The sequence below is a fragment of the Duganella sp. GW822-FHT06D06 genome (assembly GCF_058799615.1).
On sequence record NZ_JBXALQ010000069.1, the window covers coordinates 1 to 547 of the forward strand.

1 pseudogene is annotated in these 547 nt (G+C 70.7%); it reads left to right on the forward strand.

Features of this window, described 5'->3' with window-relative positions:
- Nucleotides 1–547, forward strand: a pseudogene (locus tag AC1RMD_RS31225) (heme utilization protein); the annotation flags it as partial.

A 547-nucleotide genomic window follows, 5' to 3' on the forward strand; every position in this document is an offset into this window, starting at 1 on the left:
CCACCGCCCAGGTCGCCGCGCTGACCACCGCCCAGGTCAACAACCTGGCCACCGCTTCGCTGGCCGCGCTGAGCACCGCCGGCATCGCCGCGCTGACCACCAACCAGGTCGTCGCGCTGACCTCTGCCCAGCTGAGCAGCATGGCTTCGGCCCAGGTTGCCGCCTTCTCCAGCAACGCCATCGGCGCCATCGAGACCGCCGACATCGTCGGCCTGAGCACCGCGAATGTCGCCGCCTTGCGCAGCGCACAGCTGGTGGGCCTGGCCACGGCGCAAGTCGCCGCGCTGTCGACCGGCCAGATCGCCGCGCTGAGCACCGCCGCCGTGTCTGGTTTGACCACCAACCAGATCGTCGCGCTGACCACCGCCCAGGCAAGCTCGCTGAGCACCGCGCAAGTGGCCGGTCTGACCACCGCCGCCATCGCCGCGCTGGAAACGGCCGACTTCGCCGCACTGAAGTCGGACGCGATCGCCGCGCTGAGCGCCAACCAGGTCAAGGCCTTGACCACCGATCAAGTGGTCGCCCTGACCACCGCCGAAGCCGCCGC